This is a genomic window from Leucobacter sp. BZR 635 (assembly GCF_048061935.2).
In the GTDB taxonomy this organism is placed as follows: domain Bacteria; phylum Actinomycetota; class Actinomycetes; order Actinomycetales; family Microbacteriaceae; genus Leucobacter.
Window position 1 is genome coordinate 1 of the sequence record NZ_JBLUNZ020000041.1, and the last position, 20,165, is coordinate 20,165.

18 protein-coding genes and 4 tRNA genes are annotated in these 20,165 nt (G+C 66.8%); 2 read left to right on the forward strand and 20 right to left on the reverse strand.

All coding sequences use genetic code 11. From position 1 onward, the window contains the following. The 4 genes from ACI1US_RS08215 to ACI1US_RS08230 all read right to left on the reverse strand — a co-directional run. Positions 1 to 477 (reverse strand): ATP-dependent Clp protease proteolytic subunit (locus tag ACI1US_RS08215; RefSeq protein ID WP_461639643.1); only part of this gene is annotated, 477 nt, incomplete at its 3' end. Positions 478 to 495: 18 nt separating this feature from the next. After that, entirely contained in the window at positions 496 to 1,080 is a 585-nt protein-coding gene (locus ACI1US_RS08220) for an ATP-dependent Clp protease proteolytic subunit (protein WP_416549566.1), read from the reverse strand. A gap of 160 nt (positions 1,081 to 1,240) precedes the next feature. Beyond that, positions 1,241 to 2,776: a trigger factor gene (gene tig / locus ACI1US_RS08225; RefSeq protein WP_416549567.1), complete on the reverse strand. Its 1,536-nt coding sequence runs from the start codon at positions 2,774 to 2,776 to the stop codon at positions 1,241 to 1,243. A gap of 61 nt (positions 2,777 to 2,837) precedes the next feature. Further along, positions 2,838 to 2,912: transfer RNA gene (locus ACI1US_RS08230), tRNA-Pro, on the reverse strand. A gap of 449 nt (positions 2,913 to 3,361) precedes the next feature. On the opposite strand from ACI1US_RS08230, the gene ACI1US_RS08235 reads away from it, so the two are divergent. Both ACI1US_RS08235 and ACI1US_RS08240 read left to right on the forward strand, forming a co-directional pair. Further along, a complete protein-coding gene (locus tag ACI1US_RS08235) occupies positions 3,362 to 4,087 on the forward strand; it encodes a DsbA family oxidoreductase (protein WP_461639646.1) in 726 nt (241 codons plus the stop codon). Next, positions 4,084 to 4,674, forward strand: coding sequence for a TetR/AcrR family transcriptional regulator (locus ACI1US_RS08240; RefSeq protein ID WP_461639648.1), 591 nt, complete (start codon positions 4,084 to 4,086; stop codon positions 4,672 to 4,674). Before ACI1US_RS08235 ends, ACI1US_RS08240 begins: the two co-directional genes overlap by 4 nt. A gap of 58 nt (positions 4,675 to 4,732) precedes the next feature. Here the strand turns inward: ACI1US_RS08240 and ACI1US_RS08245 are convergent. The 16 genes from ACI1US_RS08245 to ACI1US_RS08320 all read right to left on the reverse strand — a co-directional run bounded on the left by ACI1US_RS08245 (position 4,733) and on the right by ACI1US_RS08320 (position 20,133). Further along, positions 4,733 to 4,806 (reverse strand) — tRNA-Gly (locus ACI1US_RS08245). Positions 4,807 to 4,822: 16 nt separating this feature from the next. Beyond that, positions 4,823 to 4,893, reverse strand: a tRNA-Gly gene (locus ACI1US_RS08250). Positions 4,894 to 5,006: 113 nt separating this feature from the next. Next, the gene (locus tag ACI1US_RS08255) at positions 5,007 to 5,543 is read right to left on the reverse strand and encodes a gamma carbonic anhydrase family protein (RefSeq protein WP_461639650.1); all 537 of its coding nucleotides are present in this window, start codon (positions 5,541 to 5,543) and stop codon (positions 5,007 to 5,009) included. Between the two features lie 79 nt (positions 5,544 to 5,622). Next, positions 5,623 to 5,695 (reverse strand) — tRNA-Asn (locus ACI1US_RS08260). Between the two features lie 72 nt (positions 5,696 to 5,767). Then, positions 5,768 to 6,613 carry an ABC transporter ATP-binding protein gene (locus ACI1US_RS08265; protein WP_461639652.1) on the reverse strand — a complete coding sequence of 282 codons (846 nt, stop codon included), beginning with the start codon at positions 6,611 to 6,613 and terminating at the stop codon, positions 5,768 to 5,770. Between the two features lie 12 nt (positions 6,614 to 6,625). Continuing rightward, a complete protein-coding gene (dnaG, locus tag ACI1US_RS08270) occupies positions 6,626 to 8,497 on the reverse strand; it encodes a DNA primase (RefSeq protein WP_461639653.1) in 1,872 nt (623 codons plus the stop codon). Positions 8,498 to 8,539: 42 nt separating this feature from the next. Continuing rightward, entirely contained in the window at positions 8,540 to 9,829 is a 1,290-nt protein-coding gene (locus ACI1US_RS08275; protein WP_461639701.1) for a deoxyguanosinetriphosphate triphosphohydrolase, read from the reverse strand. Further along, complete coding sequence (gene dusB, locus ACI1US_RS08280; protein ID WP_461639655.1) at positions 9,822 to 11,009, reverse strand: tRNA dihydrouridine synthase DusB; 1,188 nt, start codon at positions 11,007 to 11,009, stop codon at positions 9,822 to 9,824. The genes ACI1US_RS08275 and dusB overlap by 8 nt, the downstream gene beginning before the upstream one ends. Positions 11,010 to 11,057: 48 nt before the next feature. Then, entirely contained in the window at positions 11,058 to 11,843 is a 786-nt protein-coding gene (locus ACI1US_RS08285) for an isoprenyl transferase (protein ID WP_461639657.1), read from the reverse strand. Positions 11,844 to 11,853: 10 nt separating this feature from the next. Further along, on the reverse strand, positions 11,854 to 12,576 hold the full coding sequence (gene recO / locus ACI1US_RS08290; protein ID WP_461639659.1) for a DNA repair protein RecO: 723 nt from the start codon (positions 12,574 to 12,576) through the stop codon (positions 11,854 to 11,856). A gap of 538 nt (positions 12,577 to 13,114) precedes the next feature. Beyond that, a complete protein-coding gene (gene ruvC, locus ACI1US_RS08295; protein ID WP_416549568.1) occupies positions 13,115 to 13,708 on the reverse strand; it encodes a crossover junction endodeoxyribonuclease RuvC in 594 nt (197 codons plus the stop codon). Between the two features lie 81 nt (positions 13,709 to 13,789). Continuing rightward, complete coding sequence (locus ACI1US_RS08300) at positions 13,790 to 14,554, reverse strand: YebC/PmpR family DNA-binding transcriptional regulator (RefSeq protein WP_416549569.1); 765 nt, start codon at positions 14,552 to 14,554, stop codon at positions 13,790 to 13,792. Positions 14,555 to 14,642: 88 nt separating this feature from the next. After that, complete coding sequence (locus ACI1US_RS08305; protein WP_461639661.1) at positions 14,643 to 15,212, reverse strand: HIT family protein; 570 nt, start codon at positions 15,210 to 15,212, stop codon at positions 14,643 to 14,645. A 4-nt stretch (positions 15,213 to 15,216) separates the two neighbouring features. Further along, positions 15,217 to 17,184, reverse strand: coding sequence for a threonine--tRNA ligase (gene thrS / locus ACI1US_RS08310; protein ID WP_416549571.1), 1,968 nt, complete (start codon positions 17,182 to 17,184; stop codon positions 15,217 to 15,219). An 87-nt stretch (positions 17,185 to 17,271) separates the two neighbouring features. Next, the gene (locus ACI1US_RS08315; protein WP_059060712.1) at positions 17,272 to 17,994 is read right to left on the reverse strand and encodes a PspA/IM30 family protein; all 723 of its coding nucleotides are present in this window, start codon (positions 17,992 to 17,994) and stop codon (positions 17,272 to 17,274) included. A gap of 126 nt (positions 17,995 to 18,120) precedes the next feature. Then, on the reverse strand, positions 18,121 to 20,133 hold the full coding sequence (locus ACI1US_RS08320; RefSeq protein WP_461639664.1) for a TPM domain-containing protein: 2,013 nt from the start codon (positions 20,131 to 20,133) through the stop codon (positions 18,121 to 18,123). Positions 20,134 to 20,165 lie beyond the last annotated feature (32 nt).

Here is a 20,165-nt window from a genome sequence, read left to right on the forward strand (position 1 = left end):
GATCTCGATATCGGAGGCCTGGCCGTGGCCGCCCTGTCCGCTCGAGGGCTGGTGGATGAGCACGCGGGCGTTCGGGAGCGCAAGGCGCTTGCCCGGCGAACCGCCGGCGAGCAGCACGGCTGCAGCAGAGGCCGCCTGGCCCAGGCACACAGTCTGCACGTGCGGGCGCACGTACTGCATCGTGTCGTAGATCGCAGTCATCGCGGTGAACGAGCCACCGGGTGAGTTGATGTACATGGTGATGTCGCGCTCAGGATCCTGGCTCTCGAGCACGAGCAGCTGCGCCATCACATCGTCAGCAGACGCATCGTCAACCTGGACGCCCAGGAAGATGATGCGGTCTTCGAAGAGCTTCGCGTAGGGATCCTGACGCTTGAAGCCGTAAGCGGTGCGCTCCTCAAAGGTGGGGAGCACGTAGCGGGAGTCAGGCATCTGCAGGCCCTGGCCGCCGCCCTGTGGCATGTGGAGATTCGTCATGTGGTGTTTTCCTATCGACTACTTGCTCGTGCCGCCGCCGCCGACGACGTCCGTAGCGGTGTCCCTGATGAAATCGACGAAGCCGTACTCCAGCGCCTCTTCGGCCGTGAACCAGCGATCGCGGTCGCCGTCCTCGTTGATCTGCTCGAGGGTCTTGCCGGTCTGCTTCGCGGTGATCTCAGCGAGGCGGTTCTTCATCGAAACGATGAGCTGGGCCTGCGTCTGGATGTCGCTCGCGGTGCCACCGAAGCCGCCGTGCGGCTGGTGCAGCAGCACACGGGCGTTCGGCGTGATGTAGCGCTTGCCCTTGGTGCCTGCGGTGAGCAGGAACTGCCCCATCGAGGCAGCCATGCCGATTCCCACGGTCACGATGTCGTTCGGCACGAAGCTCATCGTGTCGTAAATGGCCATACCGGCTGTAATCGACCCACCGGGTGAGTTGATGTACAGGTAGATATCGGCCTCGGGATCCTCTGCCGCGAGGAGCAAGATCTTTGCGCAGATCTCGTTTGCGTTTTCGTCGCGCACCTCAGAACCGAGCCAGATGATTCGGTCTTTCAGCAGGCGGTCGAACACGCTGTTCACGGGCGACTGTTCAGCCATTCGGCGCTCCATTCGTAAGTTGCTTGATTCGAGCGTACCGAGTGCGAATCACTCGCGCTGGCGTGTTCGCCGTGGGCGTTGCGTGCGGCGCGGAAGTTCGCTGGAAACGAAGAATCCCCGGCCACATGGGCCGGGGATTCTTCAGTCGTGCGGAAGTGGGTTACTTCTCTTCCGCAGCAGCCTTCTTCGCGGCGCGGGTCGCAGCAGCCTTCTTGGCAGCAGCGGAGCGAGCGGCCTTCTTGGCCTCCTCGTCAGCGTCTGCTTCAGGAGCGTCGGCAGCTGCAGCCTTCTTGGCCGGAGCCTTCTTCGCTGCGGGCTTCTCAGCTGCGTCTGCCTTGGCAGCAGCCTTCTTCGCTGGAGCCTTCTTGGGCTTCTCGTCAGCGGCGGGAGCCTCTGCCTCGGGTGCCTCGTCGTCGGTGTCTACCGCGACGAATGCGCCGAGGTCGACAGCCTTGCCGGCCTTATCGGAGACCTTGGTCTTGCCGAGTGCGACAGCGAGTGCCTTGTTGCGGGTAACCTCACCGAGGATGACCTGCAGCTGGTTGCCCTGGCTGATGGCCTGGAGGAACTGCGTGGGCTCCATGCCGTACTGCTGAGCCGACTGGTAGATGTAGTCCGAGAGCTCGGCCTGCGTCGGGGTGACGTTTTCCTGCTCAGCGATCGCGTCGAGCAGGAGTTCCATCTGGATCTGCTTCTCGCTCGCAACGCGAACCTCTGCGCGGTGCTCGTCGTCCTCAAGACGACCCTCACCCTCGAGGTGACGGTGCACTTCTTCCTCAACGAGTTCTTCCGAGATGGGGATCTCGGCCTGCTCGATGAGCGTCTCGGTGAAGAGGTCGCGTGCCTGGCGGCCCTGAGCAAAGACCGAAGCCTGCGAGACCTGCTCCTTGAGGCTCTCGCGGAGCTCAGCGATCGTGTCGAACTCGCTCGCGAGCTGAGCGAACTCGTCGTCAGCCTCGGGAAGCTCGCGCTCCTTCACCGCGGTGAGCGTGAGCTCAACTTCGGCGTCCTGGCCCTCGTACTCGCCGCCGAGCAGCTGCGAGGTGTAGTTCGTGGTCTCACCTGCGGTGAGCGTCTCGACTGCCTCATCGGTGCCCTGCAGCAGGTTGCCTGCGCCGACCTCGTAGGAGACGCCGCTTGCCTGGTCTACCTCGACGCCGTCAACCTTTGCGGTGAGGTCAAGCTCGACGAAGTCGCCGGTCTTTGCGGGGCGGTCGACCGTGACGAGGGTGCCGAAGCGCTCGCGCAGGCTGGTGAGCTCTGCCTCGACTGCGCTTTCGTCGACCTCTGCCTCGTCAACGGTGAGCTCCATGCCGTCGTAGTTCGGCAGGGTGAATTCTGGGCGAACCTCGACCTCGAAGAGGAGAACGAGCTCGCTCTTGGCGTCAGCAGCCTCGGGCATCTTCTCGATGTCTGCGGAGGGGCGGCCCATCGGGCGCACGCCAGCCTCGGCAACAGCCGCCTGGTAGAAGTCATCGAGCGAGTGGTTCACTGCCTCGGAGATGACCGAGTCGCGACCGAAGCGCTGGTCGATGATCTGCGCGGGAGCCTTACCCTTGCGGAAGCCGGGGATCGAAACCTGCTCAGCGATCGACTTGTACGCGTTCTTCAGGTAGGGAGCAAGCTCGTCCTGCGTGACGGTAACGGTCAGCTTTGAGCGGGTCGGTGTGAGCTTCTCAGCTTTCGTCTTCGGCAATTTGGCCTCTCATCGTCGGAATATTGCTGCAATCAGCCTGTGTCGGGCCAAACGACCCTTGTCGGGGCGACAGGATTCGAACCTGCGACCTCCCGCTCCCAAAGCGGGCGCTCTAGCCAAGCTGAGCTACGCCCCGAGACTCTTCGTCTCGCGCTGCGCAGCAAGTGCGCAACCTGACCAATCCTAGTCCAAAGCGCAGCCTTTCAGCACACCGGGCAAGAACTCGGCCGTGTTTCTTCGAAAATTTGGCGGGAAATCAACGATCTTGCCTCGCTCGCCCCGGTTGTAGCGTGTCGCAATCCCGCTGCTGGGCCCCCTTGCCTGTCGCCTGGGTGGCGCATCGCAGCCGCACTGCGCCGGCGCAACTGCGAGCCACGTGAGTAACACCTGGGAGCGATTGACCGATCCCGCTCCCCTCGGTAGCATCTTGACCATGCAGTCAAGTAATGCTTCCTCCGCCCCGACCGACGCGAATTCGGTTCCCCCAGTAGCCGCGACGCCCGACACCGCACCCGTCACACCGCTCTTGCTGCTCGGGGATGCCGGAGCAGTCGGCACATGCGATCTCGAAGGGAACTGCTCCTAATGGCTGGCGAGGCCTTCGGCCAGAGCGCCCCGGCGATGGTGGTCGACATCTGGAGCGACATCGCCTGCCCGTTCTGCTACCTCGGCGATACGCACCTCGCACTAGCGCTCGAGCACTTCCCGCACCGCGCCAACGTCGAGGTGCGCTACCACAGCTACCTCCTCATGCCCGAGCTCGCAGCCGATACCAAGATCGGCATGAACGAGCTGCTGGCATCGAAGCGCGGCATGCCGCCGGAGCAGGCGGCGGCGATGAACTCACAGATCTCCGAGCGGGGCGCGGCCGTTGGCCTCGACTACCGCATGCAAGACGCGATCGCGACGAACACCCGGGCAGCGCACAGGCTCTCACACTTCGCGGCGACACGCGGCAAGCAGCACGAGATGATGATCCGGCTCTTCGAGGCATACTTCTCGGAGGGCCAGTTCGTCGGCGACTACGAGGTGCTTGCCACGCTCGCCGAGGAGGTCGGGCTCGACCGCGCGGAGGCGCTCACCGCGCTCGAGACCGGCGCGCACGAGGCCGAGGTCGACGCGGATCTCGCGCAGGCACAACAGCTCCAGATCACCGGCGTGCCCTTCTTCGTGTTCGACGGAAAGTACGCGGTCTCTGGCGCCCAGCCTGTCGAGGGCTTCGTGCAGGCACTCGAGACCGCGTGGAGCACGCGCTCCGGCAGCGGCCAGCCAGGGAGCTCCCGCTCAGGGAGCGCTGCCGCGGCGCGATGAGCTCGCGAACTCAGACAGCGACCGCACCGCTGCGCGCGGATGCGCAACGCAACGTCGAGACCATTCGGCGCGCGGCGCTCGACGTTTTCCGCGAGCGCGGACTGGGCACCGCGCTCGACGAGGTCGCCCGCAGCGCGGGGGTGAGTAAGGGCACGATCTATCACCGATTCGGTGGCAGGACCGGGCTTATCGATGCCGTGGTCGAGGAACTCGTTGGGGAGCGGATCGAGGCCATCCTCGCCGAGGTCGGCGCGCTCGCGGCTCCCGGCGAGCGCTTCGAGGGGTACCTCCGCCGCATGTGGCGGTTGCAGTTCGAGGAGCCGGCAGCAAACGACGTACTGTTGCGAAGCCAGCCCGACTCCGCGGCACTCGCCTCGCTGTGCGCACGCGCGAGCGCCTTCGGCTCTGACCTGCTCGCGGCCGCGCAGGCCGACGGCTTCACCCGAGCTGACATCACCCCAGAGGATCTCTACCTCCTCATCTGGGAGCGCGGAATCATCGCCCGCGCTTGCGCCTCCCAGAGCTACGCGGAGTTCGAGCGCCGCTTCGAGTTCGTTCTCGCCGGCCTGCGCAGCTCGGGACATTGAGCTCGCCTCGCACCACAACGCAAAACCCCCTCACCGGAAAGTGAGGGGGTTTTGCACTTGGAGGGGACGGCGGGAATCGAACCAGCATCATCAGCCTGGAAGGCCGACGCTCTACCATTGAGCTACATCCCCGAAGGGGCATACACGGAGGGGATGACGGGAATCGAACCCGCGTAATCAGTTTGGAAGACTGAGGCTCTACCATTGAGCTACATCCCCGGACCACCTGAATGGCCGGACGCTTTACGCGACTCATCGAGCATACTGCATCAACCGCCGCTCGGGCTAACGCCCCGACACATCGGCGCGTCACACCGCGCCGCCTCCCCGGGTCAGCCGGCGGTGGCAGCCCGATGGTTCTCGGTGTACTCGAGGTAGACCTCGGCGTTCACCCTGACCGACTCCCGGTCCGAAGCGGTGAGCTCGCGCACGATGCGCGCGGGCACGCCAGCGACGAGCGAGTGCGGCGGGATCACCATGCCTTGCGGCACGAGCGCGCCTGCCGCGACGAGGGATCCCTCCCCCACGACCGCCTCGTTGAGCACCGTAGCGCTCATGCCGATGAGGCAACCGTTCTCGACGGTGGCGCCGTGCACGACGGCGTTGTGGCCCATCGAGACGTCGTCGCCGATGACTGTCGGCTGGCCGCGGAAGGTGTGGATCACGACGCCGTCCTGCGCGTTCGTGCGCTCGCCGATGCGCACGGCCTCAGAGTCGCCCCGCACGACGGCGTTGTACCAGATGCTCGACCCGGCTCCGATTGTCACATCGCCGACGACGATTGATCCTGGCGCGAGCCACACGCTCTCGTGCAGCTCGGGCGTGCCGTAGGGCTCGACTCCGATGATCTGTCCGTGATGGTTCGTCATGTCCGCTCCTTCGAGGTGGCCTGGAAACAGGACCTAGAAAACACAAGGGCCCTTACTCATAAGAGTAAGGGCCCAGCTGCTCCCCCGGTTGGGCTCGAACCAACGACATCCTGATTAACAGTCAAGCGCTCTGCCAGCTGAGCTACAGGGGATCATTGCCGCAGCAACTCGACTAGCGTACCAAGCCTTTTGGCGCGGTTGCAAATCAGCTGCACACGGCGAGTCTATTCCTCGGCGATCTCGTCGTACGCGGTCGATCGGAGGGCGTCGGCAAGCTTGCGAACGTAGTCGTGTTCAGTGCGTCGGAAGATCGTGTTGATCTCGCCGCGGCCCACGAGCCTGCCCTGCTGCAGCACGACGACCTCTTCTGCGAGCGCCTCGAGCATGCCGATGTCGTGGCTCACGAGCACCATCGACGCGCCCGTGCGCTCGCGGTACCACTTCAGCAACTCGACGATCTTCGGGCGGTTGTTCGCGTCGACCCCCAGCGTCGGCTCATCGACAATGAGGACGCTCGGGTCGAGCATGAGCGAGCGCATCACGGCAACGCGCTGTCGCTGCCCCTTGGAGAGCTCGTACGGGTACTCCTGCAGCTTCGCGAGCGGCAGCGCGACGATGTCCATCATCTCGGCGATGCGCTCCCCGAGCGGCTCGCGGTCGAAGTTCCGCACGCGTTCGGAGATCGGCTCGAACAGAACGTCCCCGACGTTGAGCTCGGGCGTGAGCGTCGCACCCGCATCCTGCGCGAGATGGCCGACATAGGCCGTCAGCCGCGAGCGGCTGCGTCGGGAGAGCCGCTCAAGCGGCACATCAAGCGCTCGCGCGTCGCCGCCGGCGCTCTTGATGCGCGCGTTCTTGTCGCCCTCGGAGCCGCGGCCCGCGAGGTAGCGGGTGAGCGTCGACTTCCCTGAGCCGCTCTCGCCAAGCACCGCGAGCACTCCGCCACGCTTGAGTTCGACAGTCACCCCCTCGATGGCCTGAAAGGCCCGCCCACCCGCGTGCGCGGGATATCGCAGCGAGAGGTCTGAAGTGTAGAGAACCGGGTCTGCCTCGAGGTTTGGATGTGCCACAAACTCACCTTACTAGTCGTGGCGGAGGCCCCGCCTGGCATGTTCAAGGGCAGCGAGCTGTTCTTGCACGCGCCTGGAGGCTTCACTTGTCGAGTCCCCGATGCGCTGCATCCGCGCAAGCAGTTCCTGCTTCAGAGAGACAAGATCCCGATCAAGCAAAGAAATCACGACCTCGCGAGAGTACTCGGGAAGCAGCGCAGGATCCCGCTGCGGCATCGAGGCAATCGCGAGCTCGCGCACGAGCCCCTGGTGGCTCGGCGGCGTCGCCTCGAGGATCGATTCGATCCAATCCCCTCCCAGGCTCGGGAGCGCCGTCTGGAGCGCGTCACGCACGAGTTTGAGATTCGGCTCGGTGACCTGTGCCGTGACGGCCTGCGAGAGCAGCTCCGGGCCGACTGCGGGCCCCTGCTGGATCATCGCCATGATCGCGTCGCGTTCGAGCCACACGGCGGGATCCTGCCGCAGCGTCGCCAGCGACGCCTTCGGGGGCTCGGGGGCGCGATCGAGCTCTGGTCCGCCGCCGAAGCCCCCGGCCTCGCCTGGCCCACCGAACTCCGGCTCAGCCGGCGCCTGCCGGGTGTTGCGCACCGCGTGCTGCACCTCGCGCAGATCGAGCCCAAGCATTCGCGCGAGCTCACGGGTGTAGCCGGGACGCATCCCCGGATCTTTAATGCCGGCGACGATCGGCGCAGCCTGCCGGAGTGCCGAGACGCGGCCCTCGACCGAGTTCAGGTCGAAGCGTGCGATCGCCTGCTTGAGCGCGAACTCGAACAGTGGCACCTTCTTATCGAAGAGCTCACGGACGGCCTCATCACCCTTGTGCAGCCGCAGGTCGGCGGGATCGTAGCCGTCGGGCGCGATCGCCGCGTAGGTCTGTGCGGTGAAGCGCTGCTCCTCGCCGAACGCGCGCAGCGCGGCCTTCTGCCCCGCCTCGTCCGGGTCGAAGGTGAAGATCACCTCGGCCGCGGCGTCGTCGCCCATGACGCGGCGCAGCATCGAGATGTGGTCTTTACCAAAGGCCGTGCCACACGTCGCAATCGCGTCTTCGACGCCCGCGAGGTGGCAGGCCATCACATCGGTGTAGCCCTCGACAATCACGGCGCGGCGGCCGCGGGAGATCGACTTCTTCGCGAGATCGAGCCCGTAGAGCACCCGGGACTTGTGGTAGACCGGCGTCTCGGGCGTGTTCAGGTACTTGGGCCCGTTGTCGTCGTCGTAGAGCTTGCGCGCACCGAAGCCGAGCGTCTGCCCGCTTGTATCGCGAATGGGCCACACCACGCGGCCCCTGAAGCGGTCGTAGACGCCGCGCTGGCCCTCGGAGACCAGGCCGGCCTGCACGAGCTCCTGCGGGGTGTAGCCGAGCTTCCGAAGGTGGCCGGTGAGCGCGTCCCAGCCGCGCGGGGCGTAGCCGACGCCGAAGAGCTCCCAGGAGGCCTCGTCGAAGCCACGCTGGGCGAGGAAGGTGCGGGCGGTGAGTGCCTCTTCGCCCATGAGCTGGCCACGGTAGAACTCGCTCGCCGCCTGGTTCGCGGCGAGCAGGCGAGCCCGGTTCGGGCCGTCCTCGCGCCGCTCGAAGCCCTCTTCGTAGGTGAGCACATAGTTGATGCGCGCAGCGAGTCGCTCGACCGACTCGGCGAAGGAGAGGTGATCCATCTTCTGCACGAAGCTGATCGAGTCGCCGGACTCGCCGCAGCCGAAGCAGTGGAAGTAGCCGAGTGTGGGGCGCACGTGAAAACTCGGGCTACGCTCGTCGTGGAAGGGGCAGAGGCCCTTCATCGAGTCGATGCCGGCGCTCTTCAGCGCAACGTAATCGCCGACGAGGTCGCCGATGTTTGTGCGCCGCTTCACTTCCTCGACGTCACTCGCCTTAATCCGCCCCGCCATGGTGCCCAGTCTACTCGGCGCGGGCCGGCTGAGCCGGGCGCGTCACACCAACGGGATTTCGCAGAGCCTGCGGTGCCAGGCAATCGCCGACTGGTCGGTGAGCGAGGCGACCTGATCCACGATCACGCGCTTCGCTGCAGCCTCATCGTGCGCCTGCGCAAAGTCGGCCTGGAACGCCGGCTCAAGATCCGCGTCCTGCGTCGCCCAGAGGGTCTCCAGCAGCTCGGTCAGCAGCTCGCGCTGCCGGCGATACGTCGGCTGCCGCCGCCCGCTCGCCATCACAAACGCCGCGACAATGCCCTTGAGCACCGCGATCTCGGCGTGGATCTCCTGCGGCACCACGAGGCTCGCGCCGTAGCGGGTGAGCTGGGCGCGGTCGGCCGAGGCCATCGTGGCGGCAATCGCGGCCCTGGCGAAGTGCCCGATCATGTCGCTCGTGAAGTTCTTGAGCTGCGCCTGGTGCTGGCGCGAGCCGTCCCAGCGGGTGAGCCAGTTCGGCGTCGCGGCGATGCGGTCGTAGGCCTGCGAGAGCTCGTCGAGCGTGAAGTCTCCGCCCGCCCACTCGGCGACGTCGGCGATGAGCGAGTCGTGGCCGGAGCGGCTGGTGAGGATCAGCGGGTCGATGTGGTCACTGACGATCGCGTCCTCGAAATCGTGCACCGAATACGCGATGTCGTCGGAGAGATCCATCGTCTGCGCCTCGGCGCACTTCACGCGCGCGGGCGCGCCGTCGCGCATCCAGTGGAACACCTCTGCGTCGTCGGCGTAGTAGCCGAACTTCGCGCTACCCACGGGCGCCTCTTCACGGCTCCACGGGTACTTGCAGCTCGCGTCGAGCGTTGCGCGCGTAAGGTTCAGCCCCGCGCTCGCCCCGTCCTCGGTGAAGCGCTTCGCCTCGAGGCGGGTGAGGATCCGCAGCGTCTGCGCGTTGCCCTCGAAGCCGCCGGCGTCCTTCGCCCACTCGGCGAGCGCGCGCTCGCCGTTATGCCCGAACGGCGGGTGCCCGAGGTCGTGGGTGAGGCAGGCCGCGTCGACCACGTCGCGGTCGAGACCGAGCGACGCGGCGAGCTCGCGACCGATCTGCGCAACCTCGAGCGAGTGCGTCAGCCGGTTGCGGGCGAAGTCGATGCCCGCGGTCGGGCTGAGTACCTGCGTCTTCGCGGCGAGCTTGCGCAGCCCCGAGGAGTGGATCACCCGCGCACGGTCGCGCTCGAAGTCGCTCCGCACGCCGCTGTGGATCTCTGGCACAAAACGCTCGACATCCGCGTCGCGGTACTCGCCGCGGGCGGGCTGGCGTCCGGCGAGCCCCGGGATCCGCACCGCGCTATCCACCGGAGTCGTCCCGCTCAGCCTCAGCGAGCTCGGCGTAGTCGATATGCGCACTGTCGCGCGAGTTCAGCCAGCCGTCGGGGAGCTTCGGCTGCTTCGGGCTGCCAGCGCGGCCGCGCTGCCCCTCGGCGCCGATGCCCGGGTAGGGCAGCGAGGCATCCATGGTCTCGTAGATCTCGTCGAGCTGCTCGAGCGACTCGACCGCGGCCAGTGCGCGGCGGGTGTCGCCGCCGACGCCGTAGCCCTTGTAGTACCAGGCGACGTGCTTGCGAATGTCGCGGCAGGCGCGGGCCTCGTCGCCGTCGAAGAACTCGACGAGCAGCTCGGTGTGGCGGCGCATCGCCTCCATCACGAAGCCGAGACCGGGCTTCGCGATCGCTGCGGTTGCCTCCTCCTGGGTGATCTCGCCCTGCTCGGCCTTGAACGCCGCCGCGAGGTCACCGAACAGCCAGGGGCGACCGAGGCAGCCGCGGCCGACAACGACGCCGTCGCAGCCGGTTTCGTGCACCATCCGGATCGCGTCTTCCGCCGCCCAGATGTCGCCGTTGCCAAGGATCGGCACACTCGTGATCGCCTGCTTGAGCTCAGCGATGGCACCCCAGTCGGCGGTGCCCGAGTAGAACTCGTTGGCCGTGCGGCCGTGCAGCGCAATCGCCGCGACGCCCGCGCCCTCCGCCGCGCGAGCGGCATCGAGGAAGGTGAGGTGATCAGCATCGATGCCCTTGCGCATCTTCATCGTGAGCGGGATATCACCCGCGGCCTTGACCGCGCCCTCGACGATCGCCTGGAATAGGTCGCTCTTCCACGGCAGCGCCGCTCCCCCGCCCTTGCGGGTCACCTTGGGAACCGGGCAGCCGAAGTTCAGGTCGATGTGGTCTGCGAGATCCTCATCGACGAGGAAGCGCACGGCCTCCGCGACGGTCTTCGGATCGACCCCGTACAGCTGGATCGAGCGCGGCGTCTCGCTCTCGTGGTGCTTAATCAGCCGCAGTGACGCCGGCGTGCGTTCGACGAGCGCGCGGCTCGTGATCATCTCGCTCACGTAGAGCCCAGCACCGTACTCGCGGCACAGCCGACGGAAAGCGGTATTCGTAATGCCGGCCATAGGTGCGAGCACGACGGGAACGTCGAGTTCGAGCGGGCCGATCTTCAGGCGGCTGCCTGGCAGCGTGGAGGTAGTCATGACCGGTCTATTCTCGCAGATCCGAGCGCGAACCGGCGCAGCCTGCGCCTAGGCGCGCTTCGGCTTGTCGACCGCGCCCCCGAAGCGGCGATCGCGGTCGTGGTAGATCTGGATCGCCTCCCAGAGGTCGCGCCTCGAAAAGTCGGGCCAGAGCTGGTCGAGAAACACCATCTCAGCGTAGGCGGACTGCCAGAGCATGAAGTTGCTCGTGCGCTGCTCCCCCGAGCTGCGCACGAACAGGTCGACGCCCGGCAGCTCCGGCACGTACAGGTGCTTCTCGATGACGCGCTCCGAGATCCCGTTCGGCGAAAGCCTGCCGGCAGCGACCTCGACCGCGATGCGGCGCATCGCGTCTTGGATCTCCGTGCGGCCGCCGTAGTTCACGCACATCGTGAGCGTGAGCCCAGTGTTCTTCGCCGTGTAGGCCTCGGCGGTCTTCAGCTCTTTGATGACCGAGCCCCAGAGCTTCGGCCGCCGGCCCGCCCAGCGCATGCGCACGTTCCAGGCGTTGAGCTGCTCGCGGCGGCGGCGCAGCACGTCACGGTTGAAGCCCATGAGAAAGCGCACCTCGTCGGGCGAGCGCCGCCAGTTCTCGGTCGAAAACGCGTAGACGCTCAGGTGGGTGACGCCCGCCTGAATCGCGCCCGCGACCACGTCGAGCAGCACCTGCTCGCCCATGCGGTGACCCTCGACGCGCGGGAGGCCCCGCTTGTTCGCCCACCGGCCGTTGCCGTCCATCACAATCGCGACGTGCTTCGGCGATGGGCCAGGAAACGCTGGCGGCTGCTCCCCCGTCCAATCAACAGGAACGAGGGTCTTCGGGTCGAGTGCCATGCTCACAATCCTAGAGCCGCGGCACCGTGAACGAGCGCAGGCCGCGCTCGAGGTGCCACTGCGTGTAGGCCGCGGTGATGCCTGCCGCCTGGCCGCGCTCCCGTTCGCCGTGCTCAAGCGCTTGCTCCCAGTTGCCTGCGAGCAGCGCGCGCAGCAGGTCGATGCTCGCGGGGTCGAGCCGAGGAGATCCCGCGGGCCTGCACACCTCGCAGACGACGCCGCCGAGCTGCACGGCGATCGCCGTGTGCGGGCCCGGGGCACCGCAGCGCACGCAGTCCTCGAAGCCCGGAGTCCAGCCCGCGCTCGCCATTGCCCGCAGCAAATAGCCGTCGCGGACGAGCTCCGGCGGAATCTTGCCGGCAGCGAGCGTGCGGAGCGCGCCGACGAGCAGTGCGTAGAGTTCCCGAGACGGCCCGCCCTCGGCGAGCCTGTCGGCGGTCTCGACCATGACGCTCCCTGCGCGATACCGGTCGTAGTCGGCGGTGATCTGCGGCCCGTACGCGCCAAGCGTGGAGGCCTGCGTGATCGTGTCGAGGGTGCGGCCCTCGTAACACTGGAAGTCGGCGACCATGAACGGTTCGAGCCGTGCCCCGAACTTCGAGGAGGTGCGGCGGACGCCTTTGGCGACGGCCCTGAGCACTCCGCGGTTGCTCGTGAGCAGGGTCACGATGCGGTCGGCCTCACCAAGCTTCTGGGTGCGAAGCACGACACCTTGTTCACGGTAAAGAGGCACGCCCCCATTATCGCGCACGCCCCCGACATCCCGCTGTGCGGGTGTGGTGCATCTATACCGCCCCGAGTGTTCCTCAGTGAGGGTTCTGCGGCCTGTATAAGGCTCGGAAAGGAAAAGTCGGGGCGGATAGGACGCAGCGAGCGCGGCGTCGCCGGAATCGCCGGAGGCCTCAAGTGCCTGGGCCGATGCCCCTCAGGGGGGAGCTGCGGAAGGCACACGGCCAGGGCGCACCAGCTCAACCAGACAGGGGCACGAAGCACAGGCGGCAGTAACAGGGCGCACGCGGCAACGAGCGCTCCCGCGTGGGGCGGAAGCAAGTGGCCCCGGGTCACAGCGCACCAGGGGCTCCAGAGGTCGGCACGCGGCACTCGATTGGTGTGAGCGGTTTCCCCGCGGGTGAGAAGACCCGCGCGAGCACCACCTTCCTGCAAGAGCACCCGATTTCTACGCGAGGAAAGAGGGGGCTCTTGCAGGAAGGTGGTGCTTTTGCGGAGATGCACCGCTGAGGGCGTACAGCACGCTTGCGCCCGTAGGGCAGCTAGGCGCGCGGGCCGCGCCGCGCGCGACCGCCCTTCGCCTCGGCCTCGCGCCAGGCGCGCTGCGCCGGAGTCTCACCCGCGGGGGCCAGGCTCTGCCGCTGCCGGTCGGGCGCGCCACCCCGGCCGAGGTGCCAGGCGTGCACGATCGCGAGCGCAAGGGCATCGGCGGCGTCAGCGGGCCGCGGGGGCGCGGCGAGCCCGAGCAGGCGGGTCACCATGTTCGTGACCTGCGCCTTGTCGGCCGCGCCGTACCCGGTCACCGCCGCCTTCACCTCGTTCGGGGTGTACATCGCGACTGGGATCCCCCGCTCCGCGGCGAGGTACATCACGATGCCACTGATCTGGGCGACGCCCATCACGCTCGGCAGGTTCTGCTGCGCGAAGACGCGCTCAATCGCGATTGCGTCGGGTTTCTCGCCGTCGAACAGCCGCTCGAGCGACGTGCCGAGCTGGTGAAGTCGCGCCGGAAGCTCCGCCCCAGCGGGGCTCGTGAGCACCTCGACGTGTTCGAAGGTGAGTTTTCGGGATCCCTCTGAGGCCACGATGCCGACGCCGAGACGTGTCAGCCCGGGGTCAATTCCGATCACACGCATGACGGCTCCCTTCGGCTGCAAGAGGTTGGCTGTTGGAGACGCGAAGGGCCCGGGGTATTACCCGGGCCCACTCGCGACTACTTACTCGTCGTTCGCGAGCTCAGCCTGGACTGCTTCGGTGAGGTCGAAGTTCGCGTAGACGTTCTGCACGTCGTCGCTGTCTTCAAGCGCATCGATGATGCGGAACACCTTGCGGGCGGTGTCAGCGTCGATCTCGACCTTGAGGTTCGGCACGAACTCGGCCTCGGCCGAGTCGTAGTCGATCCCTGCGTCAACGAGCGCGCCGCGAGCCGCAGCAAGCTCGGAGGCGTCCGTGATGACCTCGAAGGCCTCGCCGTTCGGGGTCGGGTTGACCTCCTCGGCTCCGGCCTCGAGCACCGCCATGAGCACGTCGTCCTCGGTGGTGCCCTCGGTGGGAACCGTGATGACACCCTTGCGCTCAAAGTTGTATGCGACGCTGCCGGGGTCGGCGAGGGTCGCGCCGTTGCGGCTGAGCGCGGTGCGCACCTCAGCTGCCGCGCGGTTCTTGTTGTCGGTGAGGCACTCGACCATCAGGGCGACGCCGTTCGGGCCGTATGCCTCGTACATGGTGCTGAAGTACTCGATCGATTCGCCGGTGAGCCCAGCGCCACGCTTGATCGCGCGGTCGATGTTGTCACCGGGAACCGAGTTCTTCTTCGCCTTGTGCACGGCCTCGGACAGCGCCGGGTTGCCGGCCATGTCGGGCCCGCCGATGCGGGCGGCGACCTCGATCACCTTGATGTACTTGGCAAACGCCTTCGCGCGACGCGAGTCGAGAATTGCCTTCTTGTGCTTAGTGGTTGCCCACTTGGAGTGTCCGGCCACGGGTGCTCCTTCTTCCTACGAGTTCGTACTGTTCGATCCTATTGCCCTGTGCGATTCATGAGCCTGCGGCGCTGCGTGCGCCACGCGCTCACGCGCCGTCGGGAGGATCAGCCCACGCAGCCGCGATGAGGTCGCGGACCTCGCCGAGCAGCTGGGGCATCGCCTTCGTCTGCGCGATGATGGGAAAGAAATTCGAGTCAGAAGCCCAGCGCGGCACGATGTGCTGGTGCAGGTGCGCGGCGACTCCCGCCCCGGCGATCTCGCCTTGGTTCATGCCGAGGTTGAAGCCTGCGCAGTTCAGCGCCCGCCGCGCGGCACGCATACCAGCCTGCGTGAGCGCGCCGATCTCTGCGACCTCCTCGGGCGTCGCATCTTCGTAGCTCGCGAAGTGCCGGTACGGGCAGACAAGCATGTGCCCGCTGTTATACGGGAACAGGTTGAGCAGCACGTACGCGGTCTTGCCGCGGTGCACGATAAGCGCCGAGTTGTCTTCGTGTCGGGTCGCCTCGCAAAACGGGCAGTCGGAGTGATCGGCCTGCTTGTGATCTGACACGTAGGCCATGCGGTGCGGCACCCAGAGGCGCTGCAGCTGGCTGGGTACCCCTACGGTGCCCAGCTCGCCGGGCGCTTCCGCCTGCTCGTCCCCCACGACTACCACCGCGCTACTCCGCCCACGCCGTCGACACCTGCTCGTGGCTCTGGATCGCGGCCGTGATGCGCGCGATCGCCCCGTCGACGGGCACGCCGTTGAGCTGGGTGCCGTCGCGGAAGCGGAAGCTGACCGCGCCCGCGGCGCGATCCTCTTCGCCTGCGATGAGCTGGAACGGCACCTTGAGCTTGGTGTGCGTGCGAATCTTCTTCGGCATGCGGTCGTCGGAGTGATCCACCCGCGCGCGGACACCCGCGGCACGCAGTCGCCCGATGATCTCGTCGAGGTAGTCGCCGTACTCGGCGGCGACCGGGATGCCGACAACCTGCTCGGGGGCAAGCCACACCGGGAAAGCGCCTGCGTAGTGCTCGAGCAGGATCGCGAAGAACCGCTCGATCGAGCCGAGGAGGGCGCGGTGGATCATGATCGGCTGCTTGCGCGTGCCGTCGGCCGCGGCGTACTCGAGCTCGAAGAGCTCGGGCTGGTTGAAGTCGAGCTGCACGGTCGACAGCTGCCAGGTTCGGCCGATGGCGTCGCGCGCCTGCACGGAGATCTTCGGGCCGTAGAAGGCGGCTCCGCCCGGATCTGCGACGAGCTCGAGCCCCGACTCCTCGCCGACCTCGCGGAGCGTCTGCTCGGCGTCGGCCCACTGCTGCTCGGTGCCGACCGACTTCTCGGGGTCGCGCGTCGAAAGCTCAAGGTAGAAGTCGTCGAGGCCGTAGGCGCGCAGCGTGGCAAACACGAACTCGAGCTGCTTCTTCAGCTCGTCCTTCACCTGCTCATCGGTGACGTAGATGTGCGCGTCGTCCTGCGTGAGGCCGCGCACGCGGGTAAGGCCCGAGAGCGTGCCCGACTTCTCGTAGCGGTACACCGTGCCGAACTCGGCGAGGCGCAGCGGCAGCTCGCGGTAGCTGCGGGCGCGCGAGCGGAAGATGAGGTTGTGGAACGGGCAGTTCATGGGCTTCAGGTAGTAATCCTGGCCCTGCTTCGTGACGTTGCCCTCGGCGTCCGTGACCTCGTCGAGGTGCATCGCCGGGAACATGCCGTCCTTGTACCAGTTGAGGTGCTGGCTGGTTTCGAAGAGCGTGCCCTTGGTGATGTGCGGGCTGTTCACGACCTCGTAGTCGTTCTTCAGCAGCTCGCGGCGCATGAAGTCTTCGATTTCGTGGCGGATGATGCCGCCCTTCGGGTGGAAGACCGCGAGGCCCGAGCCGATCTCATCGGGGAACGAGAACAGGTCGAGCTCGACGCCGAGCTTGCGGTGGTCGCGCTTCGCGGCCTCCTCAAGTCGGGTCTGGTATGCGCGCAGCTCGTCCTTGGTGGGCCAGGCGGTGCCGTAGACCCGCTGCAGCATCGGGTTCGCCTCGCTGCCGCGCCAGTACGCGCCGCTCGAGCGCATGAGCGCCCAGCCATTGCCGATCATCTTCGTGTTGGGAAGGTGCGGGCCGCGGCACAGGTCGCTCCACATCACCTCGCCCGTCTTCGGGTCGACGTTGTCGTACACGGTGAGCTCGGCACCGCCGACCTCAACGTTCTCATTGTCGGAGCCTGCGTCAGCGCCGCCCTTGAGTCCGATGAGCTCGAGCTTGTACGGCTCGTTCGCGAGCTCTGCGGTTGCGTCGTCGTCGCTCACGACGCGGCGCACGAATCGCTGGCCCTGCTTGACGATCTTCTGCATCTCTTTTTCGAGCGCCTTGAGATCTTCGGGGGTGAAGGGCTCGCTCGTGTCGAAGTCGTAGTAGAAGCCGTCCGTGATGGGCGGGCCGATGCCAAGCTTCGTCTCGGGGTTCACGCGCTGCACGGCCTGCGCGAGTACGTGCGCGGCCGAGTGGCGGAGAATGCTCAGCCCGTCTTCGGAGTCGATGGTGACCGGCTCCACTGTGTCTGTGTCAGTGACCTCCCACGCGAGATCGCGGAGTTCGCCGTTGACGCGCATAGCGACAACGGAACGGTCAGTGAACAGTGAAAAGCCGTCGGCCACTGCGGTTCCCTTCGGAGACAATATAAAGACTCCGCAATTCTATCGGGTCGCAGTGGCCGGCGGCTCACTGAACAGCAAACGGGCCGATTATGCTCCCGCGCCGCCCGACTTCAGCTGCGCGAGACGCGCGTCGACCTCGCTGAGCGCGCCGAGATCATCGAGCTCGTTGAACTGTGCGTCGAGCGTCGACGCAGCAAGCTCTGCCTGGCCACGCACCATCGCCTCCTGGCGCTTCACCTTCTCCTCGAAACGGCCGAGCTCGCTCGTTGGGTCGAGGACGTCGAGGTTCTTCACCGCGTCCTGCACCTGCGACTGCGCATCGGCGACCTTGCCGCGCGAGACGAGCTCGTCGCGCTTCGCCTGCAGCTGCACGAGCTTCTCGCGCATCACCTGGAGACCGGTCTTGAGCTGGTCGACGACCTGCTGCTGCGCGGTGACGCTCGGCTCGGTCGCGGAAACCTCCTTTTCAAAAGAGATCTGCTTCGAGAGTGCGACGCGTGCAAGGTTGTCGAACTTATCAGCACCAGCGGCGTCACCCGACGTGCGAAGCTTCTCCGCCTGCGCCGAGGCGGCAGCGGCCTTCGAGCCCCACTCGGTGACTGCCTTGCGATCCTCTTCGAGATCAGCTTCCATGAGACGCAGGTTGCCGATGGTCTGGGCGACCGAGCTCTCCGCGTCGGCGATGCTGTTCTTGAAATCGCGCTCCATCTGGTTGAGCATCTTCTCTGGATCCTCGGCGGAGTCCAGGAGCGCGTTGATGTTTGCCTTGGCGAGCTGGGTAATACGGCCAAGGATGGATTGCTTTGCCATGTTGGCTTCCTTTCCTTTTTTCCACCGAATCAGCTCGGAGGAGGTGTTCTCGCTTTCCCGGTCGGGAGGCGAAGTCTTGGGCGCTAGGCGCGCTGGATGAGTAGTGCAGTGAGTGGGGTGCTCATATTAGAAACGTCCGCCTCCCCCGCGGCGTCCGCCACCGCCTCCGCCGCCTCCGAAACCGCCGCCGCCACCGATCGAGCCGCCGCCGTTCCAGCCGCCGGTGAAGCCGCCGTTCGAGCCGCTCCACCCGCCGCCCGAGCGCCCGCCACCGCCGCCGCTCAAGAGGCCGCCGAGAATGCCGCCGAGCACGGCTCCGCCGAAGCTCTCGTTCGATCCCCCGCGGCCTCCGCCGTACCCACCGCCACCGCCGCCGCCCCAGCCGGAGACGTCGTTGACGGCCAGCTGGTAGGCGGCACGCGCGTACTGGGTCGCCTGCTGCGCTGCCTGGTAGGACTGTGCAGGATCCTGCTGTGCGTAGTGCTCAGCGAGCTGCAGTTGGCGCTTGGCCTCTGCGAGCCTGGTGCGCGCGGGGGCCCCGATCGCGCCGCGGCGCGTCTCAATGAACTGCTCTGCTGCGAGCACCTCGCTTCGGGCCGGCACGAGCGCCTCGTCGCGGGCAGCCTCAGCTCGGCGGATCCGCTCCGAGTTCTCGCGGGCCGTTCCGATCGCGGTGTCGATCTGCACGTTTGCGGAGGCCGCAGCGGTGAGTGCGGCAACCGGGTCGCCCTGCGTTCCGTTCGCGAGCACTGCGTTGACCTGGTCCGCCGCCCGCTGCAGCGTGGCCTTATCGGCGTCATTCGCCGTGGGGTACAGCTGCGCGACGACCTGAAGGTCGCCGCGCAGATCGGCAACGGCGGCCTCGAACTGCTGCGCGCTCTCGGCGAGCTCTCCCGCGAGCACATCGGGTGACTGCGCGAGCGTGCGCGCCTGGTCGAGCGCGGCTTCGCCGGCCCGCAGCGACACCGCGGCCGTCGCGGTTTCACCGGCAGCGAGCTCACGCGCGGCGGCCTCGATGCACTCGCCCACGAATACGAGGCGGGCTTCGGCCTCCGCGAGGTTCGCGTCGAGCTGCGCGACGATCGTTGGCGCATAGCTTGCGGCAAGGCCAGCCGCGTTCGCGCGGGCGGTAGCGAGCTGCTCCCGCACCGCGGGCTGCAGCGTCCGGAGCTGCTCCAGTACCTCGGCGCCGCGCTGCTCGACCTCACGAAGCTTGGAGAACGATTCGGTGTGCGAATCAAGGGAGGCCTTTGCCCCCGAGCAGCGTTCGATGATCTCGCTGAGCCAGGCTCGGCGATCCTCTGCTGAATCAGGGATGTTGTCGTCGAGCTTCTGCCGCAGCAGGAAGGCCGCGCGCAGTTGCTCTTTGGCCTCGCGAATTGCGGCCCCGAAGGGCTCCGCGGCGGCCGCGCCGAACTGTGCCTCCGCAAACCCGAGTTCTTGCTCGCTGCTGCGCAGGTCGTCGTCGACGCGCACGAGCAGCGCGCTCGCCTGCGCCTCGAGCTCTTCGAGCGTGGCAAGCGGTTCGCCAGCGGCGTCGCGGGCGGCGGCTTCACGATCCTTCTTTCGCTTGCGGGCGATGGTGACGCCGGCAGCGACTCCCCCGACGACGACAATGCCGCCGACCACGGCAACCGCGACCCCAGTGCCGTTCGAATCGGGGTTCAGTACGGTCTCCTCTATCCCGGTGAGTGTCGCACCGACCACGCCCTTCCAGTCGCCTGCCTTGAGCGCGGGCCGCACGTAGTCGCTCGTGAGCTTGTCGTACTGCGCGTCGCTGATGAGCGCTTCGGCCGCGTTGAGGTCGAAGAGCCGATCATCAACCGCGACGCTCAACAGCACGCCGTCGTCGCCGAGGAAGTTCTTCTGCGCGGTTGCGGCGCCCCACTCTTCGGGATCAGCCGGCGAGTCGAAGGTGTCGACATAGACAACGAAGAGCTGCACGCCGTGTTCGGTCGCAAACTCTTGGACCTCAGTTTCGAGCTTCGCGACGTCTGAGCCGAGGACGCCGTCGCTCGTGCCGTCCAACACGTACTTGCCGCCGAAGGCTGGCGGGGGTGTCGCAGTCGCTGCTGCGGGAGCGATCCATGCCAGCGCCGCAACAGCAGCCAACCCGAGAAACGTTACGACCCGCTTCATTCGCGATCCCCTTATCTACCAGACCGCGCGAA